The following is a 20,344-nucleotide window of genomic DNA, read 5'->3' as shown; positions in this document are numbered from 1 at the left end:
GGGTAGATCATGAAAGAATTAAATGAAGAAGAAAAAAAAGTAATTTTAAATAAAGGAACAGAAGCTCCTTTTAGTGGGAAATATAATGATTTTTATGAAAAAGGAATCTATCAATGCAAGCAATGTGGAGCTTCGCTTTATAAATCCGAAGATAAATTTAAATCAGGTTGTGGATGGCCTAGCTTTGATGATGAAATAAAAGGGGCTGTTAAAAGAATTCCTGATAAAGATGGGATTAGAACCGAGATTGTATGTGCAAATTGCAATGGACATTTAGGTCATGTTTTTGAAGGAGAAGGATTTTCTGCTAAAAATGTAAGACATTGTGTAAATTCTATTTCTTTGGAATTTGTAAAAACTAAGGATTGATAGTGTTTTCTAGTATGGGTTCTGAGCTTTATTTGATGTTTTTTGCTGCAATTACTTTACTTGCTATATTAAATCCTTTTGGTAATTTAACTCAATTTTTGGCTATGAGTGATGGATTGCCTTTAATGCTTCGAAAAAAACTTTTTAGAACTATTCTCTATACAGCTTTTACTATAGTTTTGGTGTTTTTATTATCAGGACCTTTATTTATGAACTATATTTTTAGAGTTTCATTGGATGATTTAAGGGTTTCTGGTGGTTTGGTTCTTATTATAATGGCTATTAAAAATTTACTTTTTTCAACAAAAATTGCAACTAAGGATTTTAGTTCTTATCAAGATATGGATGATAAGGAAATTTTAAGACAGAGTTTAATACCTATGGCATTTCCTATGCTTGTTGGGCCTGGAACTTTAGCTAGCGTTATTGTTATAGCCGAAGATGGTGGGCTTGATGTTGCTCTTGGCGGAGTAATGATAGCTTTTATTTTTATGTTTATACTTTTTCATTTTGCAGCTACTATAGAAAAAATAGTTGGAAAATTGATTTTACATGTTTTTTCTCGTATAGCACAAGTATTTATTGTTGCTATGGGGTTTAAGATGATTATTGTAGGTTTAAAGGATATATTTAACTTATAAATTAATATAATTTTAAGTAAATAATACTATATAAATATGATATGATTTTAAAATAATTTATTATTAAAAAGGTGAGTTTTATGTTTGGTGCTAAGAAAAATAATACTAAAATAATTGAACAACTTGAAAAAAAATGTAATGGTTTAGGAGATATTTTAAGATCTATTGGGAATACCATGGCGGTAATTGAATTTACTACCGATGGCGTTATTTTAGAGGCAAATCAAAATTTTTTAACAACTATGAAATACTCCCTTTCAGAGATCAAGGGTAAGCATCATAGTATGTTTTGTTTGCCTGAAGTTGTTAATTCTTCAGCATATAGTGATTTTTGGAAAGATTTAAGAGATGGAAAAGCTAGAAGTGGTCTTTTTAGACGTATAGCTAAGGGAGGGATAGATGTTTATTTAGAAGCAAATTATCTTCCAATTAGTGATAATAATGGTCATGTTTATAAAATTATTAAATTTGCCAATGATATAACTCAAAGACATTATGAAATGCTTGATCTTAGAAATACTATTGCTGCTGCTAATCGTTCTATGGCTATTATTGAATTTAAACCTGATGGGACTATTATTACGGCTAATGAAAATTTTTTAAGAACTATGGATTTTAATATTGATGAGATTAAAGGAAAGCATCATAGCATGTTCTGTGATTCTAATTATAGACACTCTAAGGACTATGTTCAATTTTGGGAAGATTTAAGAGAGGGCAAATTTCAATCAGGTAAATATATAAGATACGGAAGAAATAATAAAAAAGTATACCTTGAAGCAAGTTATAATCCGGTTAAAAATGATGATGGAAAAATTTACAAGGTTATTAAATTTGCTACAGATATAAGCGAACAAGTTAAAAAAGATCAAGAAAAACTTTGCCTCATAAGCGAACTTGCAGAAAAAAATGATAATCTTACTCAAGATGGAGATCGTGTAATTGAAAACACTGTTTCAAATGTTCAGAATATTGCTGATATGATGTCTCAAAGTTCAAATCTTGTTTCCTCATTAAATCAACAATCAGATGAAATTAAATCTATTATTCAGACTATTAGTGATATCGCTGATCAAACTAATCTGCTTGCTTTAAATGCTGCTATTGAGGCAGCACGTGCTGGTGAACATGGTAGAGGCTTTGCTGTTGTTGCTGATGAAGTAAGAAATTTAGCTGAAAGAACAGGGCATTCGGTTAATGAAATTACCACTACGATTAATTCTATTCGTAATGTTACATCACAAGTGGTTGAGAGTATTAAAAGCGGTTTAGAGGATGTTAATCAGAGTGTTGAACTTGCAAAAGAAGCAAGAGAGTGTATGGAGAAAATTCGTGAAAGCTCTGCTGAAGTTGCTAAAGCGATGTCATAAGCGTGATTTTCACGCTTATTTTTAAGTAATTAAATCTTTAAAATTTTTAAAACCACTTTCTTGATTGCATTTTTCTTTTAAAATATTTAAAAATTCTTTCCTAGAAATATTATGAGCACCCATAAATTCTAAATGTTGGTTATAAACTTGACAATCTATGATAAAATCATAAGGTTTTAATAAATCACAAAGTTTAATCATGGCAACTTTAGATGCATTTTTTTTAATGCTTACCATGCTTTCACCAAAGAAAACCTTGCCTAAAATTAAACCATAAATTCCACCTATAAGTTCATTATTTTCATAAAGTTCAAGGCTATGCGCATAGCCTTGGGTAAATAACTTATAATAAGTGGTAATAAATTCATCATCTATCCAGCTTTGAGAGCGTGTATCGCGACATAATGTAATTAATTTTAAAAAATCATAATCAAGTTTAATTTGATAGAGATTAATAAATTTTTTCATATTTTTTTGGATGTGAATTTGATTTGGAATTAAAATGCATCTAGGATCTGGACACCACCAAGTTACAGGTTTACTTGTCCATGGGAATAGACCAAAAGTATAAGCTTTTACAATAAAATCAGCGTCTAAATTTTGACTTAAAAATACAGGAGCATTTTTAGGCGCATTGAGTAATTTAGAATATAAATTCGAGCTTTCCATTTTTACCAAGTTTGATTTTAGCTATACCACCTTTTTTAAGCTTTCCAAATAAAATTTCATCACTGATTTTTTCTCCTATTTCCTCAGAAATTATGCGTTTTAAAAGCCTTACTCCAAATTCTTTATTATAGGCTTTTTTAGCTAAATAAATTTTAGCTTTATCATCCACTGATAATTTTATATTATTTAAATTTTTAGAAATTTCGTCAAGTTCTTTTTCGATAATTTTAACAAGTATAGCATCGTTTAAATCATTAAAATGTAAAATTTTATCAATGCGATTAATAAATTCTGGAGCAAAAAAGTCTTTGATAGCACGATTACTTTTTTCTTCATTTTTACTTAAAAAACCAAGCTCATTGCTTTCTTTAAGTCCTAGATTAGATGTCATAATAATAATTGTATTTTTAAAATCTACTTTAAGACCACTATTGTCGGTGAGTTCAGCATTGTCAAAAATCTGTAAAAAGGTATTGCTTAAATCAGGATGAGCCTTTTCTATTTCGTCAAAAAGAATAAGACTGAAAGGATTTTTGCGAATAGCATTGCTTAAAAGTCCACCCTCTTCAAAACCTATATATCCAGCTGGAGATCCTATTAGTTTACTTATAGCATGTTTTTCTGCATATTCACTCATATCAAAGCGTTCTAAATTTAAACCTAAAAATTCAGCTAAAGCTTTGCAAAGTTCTGTTTTTCCAACTCCACTTGATCCAGTAAACAAAAACACTCCGCGTGGTGTATTGGAATTTTTAAATCCTGCGAAACTTTGCTTAAGTGATGAAACAAGGCTATCTATAACTTCATCTTGGCCAAAAATTTTTGCTTTTAAATTTGTTTTTAAGTTCATTAAAGCTTTATTTTGATCGAATTCAAACATTTTGTGATGGTGGGTCATTTTTGCTAAAACATTTTCTAAATCTTTTAAATTGGCATTTTTTTTAGCTCTTGGATTTAAAGCAAAAGAAGCGCCAAGTTCATCGATCAGATCTATAGCGCTATCAGGTAAAAATTTATCATTAAAAAATTTTTTACCCCAAATTACAGCATATTGAAGAATTTCATCGTTTAATTTGATATGATGAAATTCTTCATATTTGTTTTTTAATCCTTTAAGAATTTGCAAGCTTTCTTCTTGGCTTGGTTCATCTACATTTATTTTAGCAAAACGGCGACTTAGGGGTTTATTTTTATCAAAAGTATTTTTATATTCCATAAAAGTTGTTGCACCTATGCATTTTAAAGTTCCATTGCTTAGAGCTGGTTTTAAAAGATTGGAAAAATCAGTATGAGATTCTCCTGTGCTTCCAGCTCCTACTATAGTGTGAATTTCATCAATAAATAAAATAGCATTGGGTATTTTCTCAAGTTCACTTAAAATTTCTTTAATTCTTTTCTCAAAATCTCCACGGTATTTTGTTCCCGCAAGTATACTAGCCATATCAAGACTAAAAATTTTTGCATTTTGTAAGTTTTTAGGCACCTTTTTTTCCGCAATAGCCAATGCTAATCCCTCTACAATGGCTGTTTTTCCAACTCCTGCTTCTCCTACTAAAATAGGATTATTTTTCTTGCGACGTGAAAGAATTTGCATCATTCTTTCAAGTTCAAATTTTCTTCCTATTAAAGGATCAATTTTGCCATTTTGAGCTAAAAGTGTTAAATCACTTGTGTGGTTGTTTAAATTTTGTATATTTTCATGATTTTGAAGTTCTTGAATTTTGTTAAGATTTATGTTGTGTTTTTTTAAGAGATAGCTAGAATAACTTCTTGAATCCTGTATGAGCTTTTCTAAAAAATCTATAATTTTAATTTCATTATTTTTATTTTTAGATGAAAGTAAGATTTCATCTAAAACAACAGATATTGTAGGTTCTATTTCTTGTTTAATAACTTGATTGTTTTGAGAAATGTAATTTTTTAATTCAGTTTCTAGAAGTTCAAGATCTCCATCTGAAAATTCTTCAAATATATCCTTAAAATCAGTGCTTAGTTTTAGTAATGCAAACAGTACATGCTCACAGGTAACAAATTCATGGTGATTTATTAAGCTTAGATTTTTGGCATTATCAAGATATTTTTGTAAATTTTCTTGGTATTTCATTCTTCTTCCACCTTTGCTTGTAGCGGAAAATTGGCAAGTTTAGCCGAATCTATAACTTTTTTTTGTTTTGAAAGAGCTATTTCCTGGGTGTAAATGCCACAAATTCCAGAACCATTGTGGTGAATTTCTAACATTGTTTGACTTGCTTTCTCAAGGTTTTGATGAAAAATATTCATCAAAATTTCTATAACAAAATCCATGGTTGTTACATCATCATTTAAGAGTATAACTTTATACATTTTTGGTTCACTAAGTTTTGTTTGCTCTAGAGTTTGGGTTTTTGGCATTATTTTCCTTTGTAGATTTTATTTAAATCTTCTTGCATGAGTTCTGTTGGAATTTTACCAAGATAAAAATTTGTTGGAGTATTATTATTCCAGTAATCGCTTATTTTTTGATAAATTCCATTTTTTAAAACAACTTTAAAAGGAAGTTGCTCCATATTTTGATAGTCTATATCTTTTAAAATTTGAGCAATAATACGATCATTAGAGCTGCCATTGCTTAGAAAATAGTAAGCACCATAATCATCCGCGAATTTTTTAACTGTTTCATCGCTAACATCTTCAAAATGTGTAAGTCCTATAATGATAAATTTGCTAGAATTATTTTTCCAAAGTTTGCTAAGATCTAAAGCTTCTTCTTTACATGGGGTGCAAAAAGTGCCAAAAAAATCAAACATTAGAACTTTTCCTTCCTCTCCTTCTACCACAAAACCTTTATCTGTTCTTATTAAAGTTTTGCTTCCACCATTTACACTATTTAAGACTATTTTATCTCCTTTGTGATACTCTTCAAACATAAAATCATTTTGAATTTCTTCTTCCTTGGAGCAAGCATTAAGAAAAAATGCTAAACTTATTAAAATTAGGGCTAAAATTTTTTTCATTTATTTTCCTTTATTTGTAATTTTTCATAGCAGCTTTAGCTTCTAAATCGGCTTGCTTTTTCTTTAAAGTTTCACGCTTGTCGTGCAAATTTTTCCCTTTAGCTAAAGCAAGGGTAGCTTTTACTTTATTTTTTGTGTTAAAATAAAGATCTAATGCAACGATAGTATATCCTTCTATACTTACTTTACCTAATAATTTATCAATTTGCTTTCTATGCATTAAAAGCTTTCTAACACCTCTTTCTTCGTGTTTATAGAAAGAATGTGTAGTATGAAGCAATGAAATATGAGAATTAAGTAAAAAAATCTCATTTTTTATAATGCGAACAAAAGAGTCTTTAAGATTTGCTCTTCCTGCTCTTAAGGCTACAACTTCACTTCCTTTAAGGACAATTCCGGCTTCAAAGCGTTCTATGATGCTATAATCAAATAAAGCTTTTTTATTTCTCGCAATAATTTTCATTGATCAACCTTAAAAACACTACTACCGCTACCGCTTAGAAAAAAATCTTCTTGCAAGTAAGACTTCATTTTAGGATATAAAGTTGCACAAGGAGTAAATAAATCATTTAATTCTTTGTTTTTAAAGTTTTGTAACAACTCTTTTGTGCTGAGTTTTTTGTAGATTTGCGCTTGATTATTGTTTTTTTGAAAGTCAAATATTTCTCTATCAAATTCATCATAAACAGCTTTAGTTTGGCAAAATATTTGTGGAAAAGTCCATTTTAAATTAGGTATGTCATCTTCAAATTCTTTTATAATTTCACCACAGCCACTTACATTAGCAGAGTGAAAGCCACTTAAAAAAAAAGCAATATCACTTCCTAGTTGCATGCTTAAATTTATAAGTTCTTGTAGGTTTAATTTTAAATTTAGGGTTTCATTTATTAGCAGTAAAAAACTCGCACAATCGCTACTTCCACCGCCAAGTCCAGCACATACTGGGATATTTTTTGTGAGTTTTAGGCTTTTTTTGCTAAATAATTCTTTTAATTCGTTATTATATCTTTTAGAAAGTAGCAAATAAGCCTTTTGAATAATATTATTTTCGCATTTAAAATTACTAATGATTTCAAATTCTTTTTTAGAGTCTGATTCTTTATCAACAAGCTCAAGCTCATCAAAAAGATCTTTTAAAAGTATAAATCGTGATTCTAAAAGATGATATTTTCTTGAGTCAAAACCGGTAAGTTTTAAAAAAATATTTGCTTTAGCGTAAGCTTTCATTTGATTAGTTTTTTGCTTAAGTCATCAAGTTTAATATCATTCTGAACAACAGAATGTAAATTTTCATCCTTTACTTGTTGAACAAGTTCTTTTCTAAGTATCATAAGGGATTTTGGAGCTTCTATGCCTATTTTGGCATATCCTTTCCCTGTTTGAACGACTTTGATTTCTATACCTTCTCCGATAATTATACTTTCATTTTCTTTTCTTGATAATATTAACATTTTTCAACCTTATTTAGAAGATATTTTACTGTATTTTCTTTAATATTAATTATGCTAAAATATTTCTCTGTTTCAATATAATAATCTCCTTCATCATGAAATTCTAATTCTTCGACAAAAATTTTAGCACCATTTTCTAGTTTATTTAAATCCTTGATAAAATTTGGTTTTAGGTCAATGTATTTTAACACATTTAAGCTTTTCTCATTATTATAAACAAATTTACCTTCTTTAATGCGCTCTAAAGAGCTTAAAGTCGCATTAATACCTAGTTTTCTAGCAAAAAGTTCACAATAAGATCTTATATAAGCACCTTCACTGACTGTGATTTCAATATTTAAAAAAGGATGATTATAGCTTAAGATCTTGCAATCAAATACTTCCATTTGGCAAGGTTTTAAATTTGCTTCTATACCTTTTTTTGCAAGTTCATAGGCGCGAGTTCCATTGATTCTTTTGGCGCTAAATTGCGGTGGTGTATAGGAGATAATTCCTTGCATTTGATCAATGATTTGTTGTAAATTTGCAAGATCAAATTCTTTTATATTTTTAATTTCTTTTATATTTTGATCATCAAGACTTAAGGAGTAAACTCCAAGCCATAAAGTAGCTTTATAGGTTTTTGGAGTTTTTTTTAAAAAACGGAAAAGTTTTGTATATTGCCCAAATGCAACGATTAAAACCCCTTTGGCGAAAGGATCAAGAGTGCCAGAATATCCTGCTTTTTTATTTTTATATTTTTTCTTTAAAGTACTTAAAAAGGCATTAGAACTCAAACCCCTTGGTTTAAAGGCTGCAAAGATCTTGTTCATACTGCTTTTTCCACAAAGCTTGCCATGATTACACGCATTATACCACCAAAATTAATATTAAGCTTTTCCTCTTTTCCGCTTTTATTAACTTCAACAACCCTGCCAATGCCAAAAATTTTATGTTTAACTAGATCTCCTTTGCAAAAACTAGTTTTTTGTATATTTTGATTTTTTGATTTTTCATTGATTAATTTACTTTCTTCTAAGAAGCGACTAGGATTGATATTTGCTCTTGAACCATGATAAAAACGAGAATTTGCAACACTTATTGTGAGAAATTTCTTGGCGCGAGTGATGGCAACATAAGCAAGACGGCGTTCTTCTTCGAGATTTTCTTCGCTATTTAAAGGAAAAAATCCTTCATCAAAGCCTATTATAAAAACATAATCAAATTCCAAACCTTTGCTAGCATGAATACTCATCAAGCAAACACATTCTTCATCTAAATTATCTTGATCGCTTAATAAAGAAATTTCACTAAGTAGATCTTCTAAAGAAGCTTTGGGATCTTCTTTGAGTTTTTCTCTTAGATTAGCATAAAACTCATCAAGATTTCTGATTCTTTCATCTCCATCATCTTGCTCTGAAAAATAATCTTTAATTTTAAATAATTCTTCTATATTGTCAAAAACCTTTTTTGCATTATCGTAGCTTTTTAGAGTGTGAATATTTTGTATAAAAATATTTGCTTCATTTTGTGCTTTTTTTGTTGTTAAAATTCCTACACCACCATCGCTTTCGCATAGGGCATCAAAAAGTGAAATTTGACGTTTTTTTGCATATTCTTCTAAATTTTTTAGGGCTTTTTCTCCTATGGATCTTTTGGGGCGATTAATAATACGTTTAAACGACAAATCATCGCTTGGATTTAAGATAAGTCTAAGATACGAGATTAAATCTTTTATTTCTAATCTCTCATAAAAACGCATACCACTAAGTAGTTTATAAGAAATTTGTTTCTTCATAAATGCTTCTTCTATTGCTCTTGATAGTGCATTAACTCGAAATAAAATGGCGATCTCTTTAGCTTCTACTCCAGAATTTAGCAATTTTTTCACTTCTTGAGCGATATATAAACCTTCATCTTTTTCGTTTTCGTTTTTTAATATTTTAATATTTTCCCCAGTATCTTTAGTGCAGATTAAAGTTTTTCCAAGTCGTTGCTCATTGTGAGATATGAGATTATTTGCTGCTTGTAAAATAGTCCCTACTGAACGATAGTTTTGTTCAAGTTTTACAAGTTTAACATTTTTAAAATCGTTTTGAAAATTTAAAATATTTTCAATTTTTGCTCCACGCCAACTATAAATACTTTGATCATCATCACCAACAACTGTGATATTTTCATGCATACAACATAGATTTTTTAGAATTTTATATTGCAAGGTATTGGTATCTTGATACTCATCAACTGTAATGTAATTATAAAGTAAGCTTTGTTCTTTGGCAAAATTTATATCATTTTCTAAAATGAGATTGCTTAGCAATAAAAGATCATCAAAATCTACAAAATTTTGTTTTAATAAGTATTCTTCATAAGCACGGTAATAGTTGGCAAATTTGTATTCATTTTGATATTTTTCAAAATTATGTTCTTTTAGTAAATTTAAATCTTCAAAGACATTGCTTACTCTTTTGCCTTCATTTTTGCAATAAGATATGTATTTGATAATATCATAGACATTATCTTTGTTTTTATCATGGATTAAGTCTTTAATTATTTTTTTTGTATCATCTGTATCGATAACAATAAAACTATTTTTACGCTCCAATCTTTCAAAATGGAGTTTTAAAAATAAAAGTCCAAATTTATGAAAGGTACAAAGCAAAGGATTGTGATTGCCTTGCAGAAAATTTAATGCTCTATGACGCATAACACTAGCTGCTTTATTTGTAAAAGTAAGAGTAAGAGTGTTATGCGAGGGGATGCCTACTTCACCGATAAGATAAGCAAGACGAGTGGTAATAGTTTTGGTTTTTCCACTACCTGCACCCGCTAGGATAAGCATAGCTCCATCAATGTGACTTACCGCTTGTTTTTGATTATCATTTAAATCTTCAAATAGATTCATTTTTTGAAAATATCTTTATTTTTTGGATTATTTAAAAATATATTTTTAGATTTTTGTAAATTTTTACTATCTTCGCGTTTATAAAGGCTAAAATTAACAAATAAAATGCTATTTTCTATTTGAATTTGCGTGATAGCTCCTAAATCAACCTTTACAAAACTATCAAAATCATCATTTCCAAAACCTGCGTGAAATTGAATGAAATCTTTATTTAGTTGTATGGATTCAAAGGTGTATCCTCCAAGAGCAAAAAGAGCATAAGGATTTTGTTTAATATCAAGCTCTTTGGGAAGTTCAGGGTTAAAATCTATGAAATTTGTATTTGCAACTATGGAAAATTCTATATTTTCTTCTATAAGGTGTGAAATAACTTCATAACAATGCTTTTGCATGGTATGGATAAAATTTTCATTTTTTAAGATTGTTTCTAGCATGATTGTAACTCCATGAATTCATTGATGAGTTTTTGAATTTCTTTTATGCCTATTTCCCAAAAATTTTCATCTTCTATATCAAATCCAAACATTCCTACTAGTTCTTTTGGACTCACGCTTCCACCTAAAGAAAGCATTTTGATATAAAGTTCTTTAAAATTTTCACATTTTTTACTTTTGTAAAGTCCATAAAGAGCTAAAACCAAAAGTTGTGCATAGGCATAAGCATAGCAGTAAAAAGGAGAATGGATAAAATGAGGAATATAACTCCACCAAGAAGCATAATTTTTTGTAAGTTTTACGCTGTCTTGAAACATCCTTTGAGATTCTTCCATCCAAATTTTATTGATTTCTTCGGTGCTAAGTTCATTTTCTTGAGCATGTAAGCGTCTTTCAAAACAAGTAAAATTAATTTGTCTATAAAAAGTTGCAAAAATATCTTCGATTTTATTTGCATATAAAGATAGGAGTTCTTCTTTTTTTAACTTATCTTTAATAAAATCAAATACGAGCATTTCAGCAAAAACTGAAGCTGTTTCTGCGGTGGTTAAAGGCGTGTTTTGATTTAAATAGCTTACATTATAAGAAAGTTTTTGATGGATGGTGTGTCCTAATTCATGTGCAAGTGTAAAAAGATCACGCCTTTTATCGGTGTAGTTTAATAAAACAAAAGGATGTGCATCAGAAGTTGCAGAATGTGAAAAAGCACCCCCTTGTTTATTTTCTTGTGGATAAACATCAATCCAGCCTTGATTAAAAGCATTTTTTGCTATATTATAAAATTGCGGAGAAAAAGCTTGAAATGCCTCTAAAACAATATTTTTACTTGTTTTAAAATCAAAACTTGCTTCTTTTCCTATGGGTGCATATCTATCATAGTCTTTAAGCTCATCATAGCCTAAAATTTGTTTTTTTCTTTTGTAAAATTGCGATACTAAGTTAAAATGTTTTTGCGCACTTGCTATCAAAGAATCAACGCTTTTTTGTGAAATTTGATTGCTGATATGTCTTGAAATTTCAGCATTTTCATAACCTCTTAATAAGCTTATATTTTTTCTTTCTGTTTTTATCATATTGATAATAAAACTTAAAAGTCTGCTATTTTTTTGCAAAACTTTACTGAATTTTTTAGCAGCTTTTTTGCGTATCTTTCTATCTTCATCATACATTTTGCTTAGAATTTCTTCTTCGCTAAGTTTTTTACCTTCAAAAGGGATTTTTAAAGCACTCATACTTTCATCAAAAAGTCTACTAAAAGCATTTGCACCTGTATTTGAAAGATAAAGCATAATGCGTTCTTCGTTTTTGCTAAGATTATAGCGTTTGTTTTGCAATAAATTAGAAAGATAAAAATCATAATCTTTGCAAAAAGTTGTAAATTCTCGACTTTTCTCAGGAGCTAACTCGCAAAATTCAAGCTCGAAAAAGAGTAAATTTTCTTCTATTTTTTTGCATTCTTCTTCGTATTGTGCGTAAAAAGAACCATTTTGAGTGTTTTTAGCAAAAAGCAAATAAGCATAAGTCATGATTTTACCAAGAGCTTGATTTAAATTTTCATAATCTTTTAAAGCTTGCAAAAACTCATTAGCATTTAATGTATAAAGTTTATTTTCATAGTTTTTTTTGAAATTTAAACTTTGTTGGATTTGATCTTGTGTAAAATTTTGCAATGATTCTTTATCGTGAAATAAAGCACTTAAATCCCATTCTAACATTTTTTATCCTTCATTTTCTAGTATGAGTTTTTTAAGAACAGCCATTCTAATAGCCACTCCATTTTTAACTTGTTTTAAAACTAAAGTCCTTTCATCGCTCATCATTTCATCGCTTATGTCAATATTGCGATTAACAGGGCCTGGATGTAGTAAAATAAGCTTTTTATCCTTTACTAAGCTTTTTTGAATGCAAAAATCATTTGCATAGTCTTTAAGTGAAGCATAAACGGTTTTATTATGTCTTTCTGTTTGTGTTCTAAGACTCATGATAATATCTGAATTTGCTATGATATTCTCATCAAGCTTATAATGTTTTTTAAGATGGGTATTAGGCATAAAATGTGGTGGAGCTACTAGGGTAATATCAAGATTAAACCTGCTTAAAAGTTCTATATTGGACGCTGCAACGCGGGAATTTTTAATATCACCTACGATGCAAATTTTTTTACCTTCGACATCGCCTTGAAAATGATTATAAATAGTAAATAAATCTAGCAAAGCTTGGGTAGGATGGGCGTGTTTTCCATCTCCTCCATTAACAACTGGACAATGCATATGCTTTGCTAATATCAAAGGAACTCCTGAGTTTGCGTGTCTTACAACAATAGCATTAGGACTCATGGCATCTAAATTAGCAGCAGTATCATAAAGAGTTTCTCCTTTGCTAGAGCTTGATCTTGAAACATCAAGGCGTAAAACCCTAGCACCTAATCTTCTTGCAGCGCTTTCAAAAGATGAAAGGGTGCGTGTAGAGTTTTCAAAAAAAATTGTCGTGATACTTTTTCCTTCAAGAAAAGTTCTAGGTTTTTCATCTAAGAAATCACTTGCTTCTTTAAAAAGCTCCATAATTTCGACTTTATTAAAATCCTTTGTAGTGATGAGATGACGCATGTTTTTACCTTATTTGATATTGTAATTTAATTCATTTTTAGAACAAATTGCTGTAAAAAGAACATCTGTAGAACTATTTAAAGCAGTTTCAACACTATCTTGAATAACCCCTATAATAAAACCTATGGCAACTATCTTCATAGCAATATCATAGTCTATATTAAATAAAGAACAAGCCAAAGGTATAAGCAGTAAAGATCCGCCCGCAACTCCGCTAGCCCCACAAGCTGCAAAGGTGGCAATAATGCTTAATAAAAAGGCTTGTAAAAGACTGATTTCTATACCAACGGTATTGGCTGCGGTAAGACTTAAAATAGCTATAGTAACTGCTGCTCCTGCCATGTTGATAGTAGCTCCTAAAGGTATAGAAATGCTATAAAATTCTTTATCTATGCCAAGTTTAGCGCAAAGTGCCATATTTACAGGAATATTTGCCGCTGAACTTCTTGTAAAAAAGGCAAAAAATGCACTGTGCCTTAAGCAGATAAAAATTAAAGGAAAAGGATTTTTTCTTGTATAAAAAAAGACTATTAAGGCATTGATAACAAAAGTAACAAAAAGCATAGTAGCTACAAGTAAAATTAAAAGTTTTATATAACTTAGCAAACCTTGTGCTCCTGTTTGTGCTACAGAATTAGCCACAAGTCCAAAAATTCCAAAAGGAGCAAGTTTTACTACAAATTTAACAATTTTTAAAACCCCTTCATTAATGTCTATAAAAACTTGTTTTGCTTCGTTAGAACAGTGTTTTAATGCTATACCTCCAGCTATTGCCCAAGTTAAAATTCCTAAATAATTTCCACTTGAAAGAGCATTTATGGGATTATCAACAATTTTAAATAAAAGATCTTTGAAAATATCACTCATGTGGGTTGGAGATGAGTTTGTAGCGGTTTGAACTCCATCTAAAACAAGCTTTACAGGGAAGAAAAAATTAGCAAGAACCGCACAAGCTGAAGCAAGAAAGGTGCCTACTATATACAAAATAATAATATTTTTGATCTTAGCACCACTTTGAGAAAAATCTTTAGTGCAAATTGAGGTTAAAATTAAAATAAAAACAAGCATAGGAGCGATAGCTTTTAAGGCACTTGTAAAAAGTATTCCAAGTAAATTTGCAATTTCAGATATTTCTTTAGAGCTAATGCCTATAAGTATTCCTAGTGCTATACCTATGCAAATTTGAACTATGAGGTTGCCTTTAGCGTAGCTTTGAATGATTTTAGAAAACATAAAAACCTTTTAAATATTTTTTATATCAAAAGTTGATTTTAACTAACTTTTGCTTAATTTTAGAGAATTTTTAATTTATCAAGCTTTGATAAGTTTATTTGGATACAATTGTGGTTCATTTTAAATGAAAGGACTTTTTATGTATCTATTCACTTCAGAAGTCGTAAGTGCAGGTCATCCAGACAAGTGCGCTGATATAATCGCTGATACGATAGTGGATATACTCTTGAAAAATGACAAAAATTCAAGGGTGGCGAGTGAGGTTTTTGTCGCAGGAAATAAGGTTGTGATAGGAGGCGAAGTTAAGTCAAATCACAAACTTAGTAAAGCTGATTACGATAATTTAGTTAAAGATGTTTTAAAAAACATTGGTTATGACGGAGCAGGCCATTTTAGCAAAGAGCAGTGTTTACATCCTGATGAGGTTGATGTTATGGTGTTTTTAAATGAACAAAGCCCTGATATCAACCAAGGTGTCGATCAAGAAGATGGCGAAACAGGAGCAGGTGATCAAGGCATTATGTTTGGTTTTGCAAGTTGTGAAGCTGAGGAATATATGCCAGCAGCTATTAGTTATGCAAGAATGCTATGCGATAGAGTTTATGCTTATGCAAAAGCAAATCCACATGAACTTGGAGTGGATATTAAAACTCAAGTGACTATAGATTATGGCACTAAGGCGAATTTTGAAAATTGCAAACCGCAAAGTATTCATACTATAGTAGTTTCTGCACCTTGTGTTGAAAGTATGACAATAGAAGATTTAAGATCTTTAGTGATGAAACTTATCTTAGATAGTAATTTACCAAAAGAACTTTTTGATCCTAATAAGACTAGAATTTTAATCAATCCAACTGGTAAATATGTTAATCATTCTTCTTTACATGATAGTGGTTTAACAGGAAGAAAACTTATAGTAGATAGTTTTGGAGGTTATTCTCCAATAGGCGGTGGTGCGCAATCGAGCAAAGATTATACTAAAGTTGATAGAAGTGGACTTTATGCAGGTAGATGGTTAGCTAAAAACATAGTTGCAGCAGGGCTTGCTAAAAAATGTATAGTTCAACTTAGTTATGCTATAGGTGTTGCAAAACCTACTTCGGTAAGCGTGGATTGTATGGGCACAAATACCAGTGTAAATGACGATGTTTTAAGTGATTTTGTAATGCAAAATTTCTCTTTAACGCCAAATTGGATCCGTGATAAATTTCATCTGGATAAACCAAGTAAAGAAACTTTTCTTTATGCGGATGTAGCAGCTCGTGGGCAAGTAGGACAAAAGGACTATCCTTGGGAAAAACTTGATGCTCTAGAACAGTTTAAAAAGCTACTTTAAAAAATTAACAATATTATACAAGCTTAAACAAGGCTTGTATAATTATAAAGAATTAATAAAGTTATATTAATTTTTGACTTAGAGGGATATTTTTCAATATCCCTCATAAATATAAAAGTTAGGAAGGAAGCTAAATTAATTTAGCCTTGGGGTAAAAACCCCTCTAAGTCAAAATATTGTTTGACAGAATTATAATATAAAATAACTTAAATTACTTTAAAATTAAAATTTTAATATTATTTTTTATCATTAAATATTTCTTTGGATAAATTTTTCCAATCTTTGCTTAAAAGCTTTTTAGGGAGTATAACTATATTCTCTTTGCCATTTGTAGCATGATAAACACTAACCCCATATTTACTTGCATAAAATTTCATTAAGAGTTGCTGGAGTTTGTATTCGCTACTATTATTAAACCAAGCATTGTTGCTTAGGGCTATAATAATTTGTGAATTTTGATAGTTTTGTTCTTTGGTAGCTTCATAACAAATTGCATTTGTGATAATTTGATTATCTAATTTATATTTGCTTTGTATAGGACCTTTGGAAAATTCTTCAATATTTTTGAGAAAATATTTTTTTGTTAAGTCTTTAAAAAATGGAATTTCTTCACCAAAGGGAACTAAAAAATGCTTATTTAAAATATAGACATTGCCTTTTTTAAAGATATAAGTGCTATTGTAAGTATGTTCTTTTTCAACATGAAATGCTCCTGTAATAATGGTGATTTTATAAGATAATTCTTTAAGCATGAGCTCATATTTGGTATTTTTTAAATCAAAAGCAAAAGCGGTTTCAGGCAAGATTACAAGTTCTTTTTTTTCATTTATAGCTTGAAGTATATCTTGAATTAAGATATCAGAATTTGATTTTAAATTTTCTTGTAAAAATTTTTGATTTTGAGAGATATTAGTATTGATGAGTTTGTAGTTTAAATTAAGAGTTTGAGCTTGTTTTTCATTATATTGAAATCCACTAAAGAATAAAATAAGAACAATCGCTATTTTATAATATCTTGATATATAACCCTCATAGATGAAATATGCTATTAAAAATATGCAAATAATACCACGATAACTTGGGTCAAAAAAACCATAAACTGTAAAAATTCCCCAATTAAGCCAATCAAATCCTAAAGGATGGATAAAACTTATGCAAAAAATTCCACAAAGCCTTAAAAAATCAAATTTTAATAAATAACATAATCTAAAAAGTAGTCCATAAATAAAACCAATGATAATTGGTATAATTGGTACTAAATAGTTTAGATTAAAATAAATTGAAGATAAACCAATCCACCAAAACCAAAGAATCCCTACAAAAAAACCTATCCAAAAATATTGTTTAGAATTTTTACTTTTTAGAAGTAAAACTAACCCCCAAATAGCTAAAAATGGGCTAATGGTTTGTGTAAAAATATTTTCAAAAAATGATAGATAAATAGAATTTGAAAGTAAAATTGCAATAAAAAAGACTTTTATTATTTTAAAAATGATAGAATTAGTGTTTAATTTTTTTGGAATAAAGGAAAAATATGGCAGAAAATTCAATTTTAACTTCATTATTACCTCTTGTAGTGTTATTTGCAATTTTTTATTTCTTGGTAATTAGACCACAACAAAAACAAGCAAAAGCACATAAACAAATGCTTGAGTCTTTGCAAAAAGGAGATAAAATCATCACTAATGGCGGACTTATTTGTGAAGTCGTAAAACCAGAGGAGGATTTTATCAAAGTTAAGCTTAATGAAGACAATGTTACTGCAAAAATTTCAAGAGAATTTATAGCAAAGAAAATTGATGCGTAATTCTAAAATCAATTATCGCTTGATTATTTTTATGGCGGTATTTATTTTTGGAGTGGCTTTTTCACTCCCTTCTTTTTTGCAGTCAGAACGTGGTGCGAAGATTAATTTAGGGCTTGATTTGCAAGGTGGGCTTTATATGCTCTTAGGTGTAGATAATAAAGAAGCTGTAAAATCTAAAATAAAATCAATTGCATCTTCATTGAGTTATTCTTTTAATAAAGAAAATATTTTAAATGATGGCTTAAATACCCATGATGATATTTTAGAATTTACTTTGCTTGATAATGCAGATATTGCAAAAGTTGAAAATTTGCTTAAAGAAATAAAAGGAATTAATATACAAAGTGAAAATATGCACTATAAAATTTCTTTTACCTCAGAAGAAGTAAAAAATATAGAAAATTTTGCACTTTTGCAAGCAGTTGAAACCATAAGAAATAGGCTTGATCAATTTGGTTTAGCAGAGCCAACAGTTGCTAAACAAGGTGATGATAAGATTTTGGTTGAACTTGCAGGGATTAAAACCAAAGAAGATGAACTAAGAGCAAAAGAACGCATCACAAAAGCAGCACATTTGCAACTTATGGAAGTTGATGATTCTAAAATGGGTCAAGCTTCTACAATGAGCGATGCTGAGGCTGCGAGTTATGGACTGATTTTAGTGCCTGATTCTAGAAATCCAAATTTAAAATATACCTTAAAAAGTATACCTATTTTAGATGGATCTATGCTTACTGATGCTAGAGTAGGGATTAGTGATAAGAGTAATTATCCTGTGATTAATTTTACTTTAAATGCCGAGGGTTCTAAAAAATTTGCTGATTATACAGGAGCAAATGTTGGAAAGCGTCTTGCTATTGTACTTGATAATAAAGTATATTCTGCTCCATCTATCAATGAACGCATAGGTGGAGGTAGTGGGCAAATCAGTGGAGCTTTTACTCAAGAAGAAGCACGCGATGTGGCGGTAGCTTTAAGAAGTGGAGCTTTGCTTGCGCCTGTAAAATTACTTGAACAAAGAAGCATAGGACCATCTTTAGGTGCTGATAGTATTAAAATGAGTATGATAGCCTTAATCGGTGCATTGGTTTTTATTGTAGTATTTATGATGATGTATTACGGTGTGGCAGGAATTTTTGCAAATATTGCAATGCTAGTTAATGTTTTGGTAGTAGTTGCCGTTATGGCTATGTTTGGAGCAACTTTAACTTTACCAGGGATGGCAGGACTTGTTTTAACTGTGGGTATGGCAGTAGATGCAAATGTGATTATCAATGAGCGCATACGAGAACTCTTGCGAGATGGAGTAAATATAAGAGCTAGCATAGAACAAGGTTATAAAAATGCTATGAGTGCGATTATAGATTCAAATATCACTTCTTTGGTTACTTCGGTAGCACTTTATGCTTATGGAACAGGAGCAGTTAAAGGTTTTGCTGTGACTTTGGGAATTGGTATCGTTGTTTCTATGATTACAGCTATTTTGGGAACTCATGGAATGTTTGATTATTTTATGCAACGCATAGAAAAAAGTAATAATACAAGATTTTGGTTTGGCTATAGGAGAAGATAATGCAGTTTTTTAGCGAAAAGAAAATTTATGATTTTATGAGAATGCGTTTTGCTGCTATTTCTCTTTCTTTTATTTTGTTTTTTGGTTCTATTTATTTGCTTTGGGATAGGGGTTTGCAATATGGCATTGATTTTAGCGGAGGAACTTTAGTTCAGCTTAAATATGAAAATGCAGCTCCTATAACACAAATTCGAGAAATTTTAGAAAAACAAGGAACTTTTCAAAATTTATCTGTAACTGAATTTGGAAGTAATGAAGAAGTAACCATACGCTTTTTAGGAAGTAATGATAATGTAAGCAATGATATAGGCGAGCATATAAGCACTCTTTTAAAGGATACGGGAAAATTTGAAGTGCGTCGTGCTGATGTGGTAGGTCCAAAAGTAGGTGATGAACTTAGAAATAAAGGACTTATGGCTATAGCTGTATCTTTGATAGCAATTTTAATTTATATAGCGTTGCGTTTTGAGTGGCGTTTTGCTCTTGCGGCTATAATCAGTGAAATTCATGATGTTGTGATTACTTTAGGGGCAATTTCTTTATTTAAAATTGATGTCAATCTAGATACTTTGGCTGCTGTTTTAACTGTGCTTGGGTACTCTTTGAATGATACAATTATTATTTTTGATAGAATCAGAGAAGGCATTAAAACAAGTAAAAAAACCGAACTTGCACCTATTATCAATGAAAGTGTTTCAGCAACTTTATCAAGAACGGTTTTAACTTCAGGGTTGACTTTAGCAACCGTTGTGATACTTTATTTCTTTGGCGGGGAAATGATACAAGGATTTTCTTTGGCTTTAATTGTAGGTATTATAGCGGGAACTTTAAGCTCTATCTTTGTTGCAAGTCCGACATTATTATGGTTTAAATTTAGTGTGCTTGAGTTTAGAAATAAAGAAATTGAAAAAGCAAAAAGAAAACAAGATAAAGAACGCAATCGTGCAATGTATGAAAAAGGAACAGTGTAAGGAGAAT

The 20,344-nt window shown here is 30.0% G+C and carries 21 protein-coding genes; 7 read left to right on the top strand and 14 right to left on the bottom strand.

Annotated elements, in window-relative coordinates; genetic code table 11:
• Positions 1–9: 9 nt before the first annotated feature.
• The 3 genes from OT390_RS05685 to cetZ all read left to right on the top strand — a co-directional run bounded on the left by OT390_RS05685 (position 10) and on the right by cetZ (position 2,380).
• Positions 10–369 (top strand): methionine-R-sulfoxide reductase, encoded by a 360-nt coding sequence (locus tag OT390_RS05685; protein WP_002826104.1) that lies wholly within the window; start codon positions 10–12, stop codon positions 367–369.
• A gap of 14 nt (positions 370–383) precedes the next feature.
• Positions 384–1,010: a MarC family protein gene (locus OT390_RS05680; protein WP_002860212.1), complete on the top strand. Its 627-nt coding sequence runs from the start codon at positions 384–386 to the stop codon at positions 1,008–1,010.
• An 80-nt stretch (positions 1,011–1,090) separates the two neighbouring features.
• Entirely contained in the window at positions 1,091–2,380 is a 1,290-nt protein-coding gene (gene cetZ, locus OT390_RS05675; protein WP_002858314.1) for an energy taxis response protein CetZ, read from the top strand.
• Between the two features lie 21 nt (positions 2,381–2,401).
• Here cetZ and aat read toward each other — a convergent pair whose 3' ends face one another.
• Genes aat through sstT form a run of 13 tightly spaced genes read right to left on the bottom strand, consistent with a single transcriptional unit; the run spans position 2,402 to position 14,650 of the window.
• Positions 2,402–3,049: a leucyl/phenylalanyl-tRNA--protein transferase gene (aat, locus tag OT390_RS05670; protein WP_032586291.1), complete on the bottom strand. Its 648-nt coding sequence runs from the start codon at positions 3,047–3,049 to the stop codon at positions 2,402–2,404.
• Positions 3,024–5,153, bottom strand: coding sequence for an AAA family ATPase (locus OT390_RS05665; protein ID WP_032586292.1), 2,130 nt, complete (start codon positions 5,151–5,153; stop codon positions 3,024–3,026). The genes aat and OT390_RS05665 overlap by 26 nt, the downstream gene beginning before the upstream one ends.
• Positions 5,150–5,440, bottom strand: coding sequence for an ATP-dependent Clp protease adaptor ClpS (locus OT390_RS05660; RefSeq protein ID WP_002860209.1), 291 nt, complete (start codon positions 5,438–5,440; stop codon positions 5,150–5,152). The genes OT390_RS05665 and OT390_RS05660 overlap by 4 nt, the downstream gene beginning before the upstream one ends.
• Positions 5,440–6,042 carry a TlpA disulfide reductase family protein gene (locus OT390_RS05655; RefSeq protein ID WP_002860208.1) on the bottom strand — a complete coding sequence of 201 codons (603 nt, stop codon included), beginning with the start codon at positions 6,040–6,042 and terminating at the stop codon, positions 5,440–5,442. The genes OT390_RS05660 and OT390_RS05655 overlap by 1 nt, the downstream gene beginning before the upstream one ends.
• 10 nt (positions 6,043–6,052) lie before the next feature.
• Positions 6,053–6,505, bottom strand: a complete 453-nt coding sequence (gene smpB, locus OT390_RS05650) for an SsrA-binding protein SmpB (protein ID WP_406611464.1) — start codon at positions 6,503–6,505, stop codon at positions 6,053–6,055.
• Positions 6,502–7,269 (bottom strand): 4-(cytidine 5'-diphospho)-2-C-methyl-D-erythritol kinase, encoded by a 768-nt coding sequence (locus OT390_RS05645; RefSeq protein WP_002860206.1) that lies wholly within the window; start codon positions 7,267–7,269, stop codon positions 6,502–6,504. The genes smpB and OT390_RS05645 overlap by 4 nt, the downstream gene beginning before the upstream one ends.
• The gene (csrA, locus tag OT390_RS05640; protein WP_002852854.1) at positions 7,266–7,493 is read right to left on the bottom strand and encodes a carbon storage regulator CsrA; all 228 of its coding nucleotides are present in this window, start codon (positions 7,491–7,493) and stop codon (positions 7,266–7,268) included. Before csrA ends, OT390_RS05645 begins: the two co-directional genes overlap by 4 nt.
• Positions 7,487–8,305 (bottom strand): tRNA pseudouridine(55) synthase TruB, encoded by an 819-nt coding sequence (gene truB, locus OT390_RS05635; protein ID WP_032586295.1) that lies wholly within the window; start codon positions 8,303–8,305, stop codon positions 7,487–7,489. Before truB ends, csrA begins: the two co-directional genes overlap by 7 nt.
• Positions 8,302–10,377 carry an ATP-dependent helicase gene (locus OT390_RS05630; RefSeq protein WP_032586297.1) on the bottom strand — a complete coding sequence of 692 codons (2,076 nt, stop codon included), beginning with the start codon at positions 10,375–10,377 and terminating at the stop codon, positions 8,302–8,304. Before OT390_RS05630 ends, truB begins: the two co-directional genes overlap by 4 nt.
• Positions 10,374–10,811, bottom strand: a complete 438-nt coding sequence (locus OT390_RS05625) for a hypothetical protein (RefSeq protein ID WP_002872542.1) — start codon at positions 10,809–10,811, stop codon at positions 10,374–10,376. Before OT390_RS05625 ends, OT390_RS05630 begins: the two co-directional genes overlap by 4 nt.
• Positions 10,805–12,526 (bottom strand): M3 family oligoendopeptidase, encoded by a 1,722-nt coding sequence (locus OT390_RS05620; RefSeq protein ID WP_002888328.1) that lies wholly within the window; start codon positions 12,524–12,526, stop codon positions 10,805–10,807. Before OT390_RS05620 ends, OT390_RS05625 begins: the two co-directional genes overlap by 7 nt.
• Positions 12,527–12,529: 3 nt before the next feature.
• A complete protein-coding gene (locus OT390_RS05615) occupies positions 12,530–13,417 on the bottom strand; it encodes an aspartate carbamoyltransferase catalytic subunit (protein ID WP_002859135.1) in 888 nt (295 codons plus the stop codon).
• A gap of 9 nt (positions 13,418–13,426) precedes the next feature.
• Complete coding sequence (sstT, locus tag OT390_RS05610; protein ID WP_052800206.1) at positions 13,427–14,650, bottom strand: serine/threonine transporter SstT; 1,224 nt, start codon at positions 14,648–14,650, stop codon at positions 13,427–13,429.
• Between the two features lie 139 nt (positions 14,651–14,789).
• Here sstT and metK point away from each other — a divergent pair, with 139 nt between their 5' ends.
• Positions 14,790–15,986, top strand: a complete 1,197-nt coding sequence (metK, locus tag OT390_RS05605; RefSeq protein WP_394535902.1) for a methionine adenosyltransferase — start codon at positions 14,790–14,792, stop codon at positions 15,984–15,986.
• A gap of 236 nt (positions 15,987–16,222) precedes the next feature.
• On the opposite strand, the gene OT390_RS05600 is transcribed toward metK, so the two are convergent.
• Positions 16,223–17,548: an apolipoprotein N-acyltransferase gene (locus OT390_RS05600; protein ID WP_002853913.1), complete on the bottom strand. Its 1,326-nt coding sequence runs from the start codon at positions 17,546–17,548 to the stop codon at positions 16,223–16,225.
• On the opposite strand from OT390_RS05600, the gene yajC reads away from it, so the two are divergent.
• The 3 genes from yajC to secF are packed head-to-tail and all read left to right on the top strand — an operon-like array spanning position 17,521 to position 20,337.
• Positions 17,521–17,793 (top strand): preprotein translocase subunit YajC, encoded by a 273-nt coding sequence (gene yajC, locus OT390_RS05595; RefSeq protein WP_002786346.1) that lies wholly within the window; start codon positions 17,521–17,523, stop codon positions 17,791–17,793. The two genes, OT390_RS05600 and yajC, sit on opposite strands and share 28 nt — an antisense overlap.
• Positions 17,786–19,366, top strand: coding sequence for a protein translocase subunit SecD (secD, locus tag OT390_RS05590; RefSeq protein WP_032586304.1), 1,581 nt, complete (start codon positions 17,786–17,788; stop codon positions 19,364–19,366). The genes yajC and secD overlap by 8 nt, the downstream gene beginning before the upstream one ends.
• Positions 19,366–20,337: a protein translocase subunit SecF gene (secF, locus tag OT390_RS05585; protein WP_002853635.1), complete on the top strand. Its 972-nt coding sequence runs from the start codon at positions 19,366–19,368 to the stop codon at positions 20,335–20,337. Before secD ends, secF begins: the two co-directional genes overlap by 1 nt.
• Positions 20,338–20,344: the final 7 nt, after the last annotated feature.

This window comes from Campylobacter sp. CFSAN122748 (assembly GCF_045277125.1).
Lineage (GTDB): Bacteria > Campylobacterota > Campylobacteria > Campylobacterales > Campylobacteraceae > Campylobacter_D > Campylobacter_D jejuni.
The sequence above is the reverse complement of the archived record's forward strand: the minus strand, read 5'-3'. Positions and strand labels throughout refer to the sequence as shown.

Excerpts from the sequence above, each read along its gene's own strand:
- OT390_RS05685 (WP_002826104.1), top strand. The coding sequence starts at position 10 with ATGAAAGAATTAAATGAAGAAGAAAAAAAAGTAATTTTAAATAAAGGA.
- OT390_RS05680 (WP_002860212.1), top strand. The coding sequence starts at position 384 with ATGGGTTCTGAGCTTTATTTGATGTTTTTTGCTGCAATTACTTTACTT.
- cetZ (WP_002858314.1), top strand. The coding sequence starts at position 1,091 with ATGTTTGGTGCTAAGAAAAATAATACTAAAATAATTGAACAACTTGAA.
- aat (WP_032586291.1), bottom strand. The coding sequence starts at position 3,049 with ATGGAAAGCTCGAATTTATATTCTAAATTACTCAATGCGCCTAAAAAT.
- OT390_RS05665 (WP_032586292.1), bottom strand. The coding sequence starts at position 5,153 with ATGAAATACCAAGAAAATTTACAAAAATATCTTGATAATGCCAAAAAT.
- OT390_RS05660 (WP_002860209.1), bottom strand. The coding sequence starts at position 5,440 with ATGCCAAAAACCCAAACTCTAGAGCAAACAAAACTTAGTGAACCAAAA.
- OT390_RS05655 (WP_002860208.1), bottom strand. The coding sequence starts at position 6,042 with ATGAAAAAAATTTTAGCCCTAATTTTAATAAGTTTAGCATTTTTTCTT.
- smpB (WP_406611464.1), bottom strand. The coding sequence starts at position 6,505 with ATGAAAATTATTGCGAGAAATAAAAAAGCTTTATTTGATTATAGCATC.
- OT390_RS05645 (WP_002860206.1), bottom strand. The coding sequence starts at position 7,269 with ATGAAAGCTTACGCTAAAGCAAATATTTTTTTAAAACTTACCGGTTTT.
- csrA (WP_002852854.1), bottom strand. The coding sequence starts at position 7,493 with ATGTTAATATTATCAAGAAAAGAAAATGAAAGTATAATTATCGGAGAA.
- truB (WP_032586295.1), bottom strand. The coding sequence starts at position 8,305 with ATGAACAAGATCTTTGCAGCCTTTAAACCAAGGGGTTTGAGTTCTAAT.
- OT390_RS05630 (WP_032586297.1), bottom strand. The coding sequence starts at position 10,377 with ATGAATCTATTTGAAGATTTAAATGATAATCAAAAACAAGCGGTAAGT.
- OT390_RS05625 (WP_002872542.1), bottom strand. The coding sequence starts at position 10,811 with ATGCTAGAAACAATCTTAAAAAATGAAAATTTTATCCATACCATGCAA.
- OT390_RS05620 (WP_002888328.1), bottom strand. The coding sequence starts at position 12,526 with ATGTTAGAATGGGATTTAAGTGCTTTATTTCACGATAAAGAATCATTG.
- OT390_RS05615 (WP_002859135.1), bottom strand. The coding sequence starts at position 13,417 with ATGCGTCATCTCATCACTACAAAGGATTTTAATAAAGTCGAAATTATG.
- sstT (WP_052800206.1), bottom strand. The coding sequence starts at position 14,650 with ATGTTTTCTAAAATCATTCAAAGCTACGCTAAAGGCAACCTCATAGTT.
- metK (WP_394535902.1), top strand. The coding sequence starts at position 14,790 with ATGTATCTATTCACTTCAGAAGTCGTAAGTGCAGGTCATCCAGACAAG.
- yajC (WP_002786346.1), top strand. The coding sequence starts at position 17,521 with ATGGCAGAAAATTCAATTTTAACTTCATTATTACCTCTTGTAGTGTTA.
- OT390_RS05600 (WP_002853913.1), bottom strand. The coding sequence starts at position 17,548 with ATGAAGTTAAAATTGAATTTTCTGCCATATTTTTCCTTTATTCCAAAA.
- secD (WP_032586304.1), top strand. The coding sequence starts at position 17,786 with ATGCGTAATTCTAAAATCAATTATCGCTTGATTATTTTTATGGCGGTA.
- secF (WP_002853635.1), top strand. The coding sequence starts at position 19,366 with ATGCAGTTTTTTAGCGAAAAGAAAATTTATGATTTTATGAGAATGCGT.